The organism is uncultured Tateyamaria sp., assembly GCF_947504105.1.
Classification (GTDB): Bacteria; Pseudomonadota; Alphaproteobacteria; order Rhodobacterales; family Rhodobacteraceae; genus Tateyamaria.
The window spans coordinates 1-300 of record NZ_CANNGP010000191.1 but is presented as its reverse complement, the minus strand read 5'-3'; the positions used below and the strand labels follow the sequence as shown (position 1 = coordinate 300).

The following is a 300-nucleotide window of genomic DNA, read 5'->3' as shown; positions in this document are numbered from 1 at the left end:
ATTGGCACTTTCGAAGGCTGAAGTCGCCGAGATCATGAAGGCGGCCTATGTCGATTTCAAACCCGCCGGGAAGGAGGGTTCGGCAAACCAGTCCAGGCATCGCAAGCGTGAGGTCATTGCCGCGCTGCGCCGCATGCCCTCCTCAGAAGTCATTGATCTATTCAAGGGTAATCCGACGTTTAAGGGATCCGTGACCGGCCGGAGTAACCGCGGCGCCGTGATGACGCAGGTTTTGAACGAGTTGCGCCAGCCGAAGGTATTCCGGGTGCCCGGGCTTGCAGATCTGCGTAGAAACACCGA

The 300-nt window shown here is 58.3% G+C and carries 1 protein-coding gene; it reads left to right on the top strand.

What is annotated here, in order from left to right; translation table 11 throughout:
* Positions 1–34: 34 nt before the first annotated feature.
* A partial coding sequence (locus tag Q1A75_RS24150; RefSeq protein WP_299641582.1) for a hypothetical protein occupies positions 35–300 on the top strand: 266 nt, incomplete at its 3' end.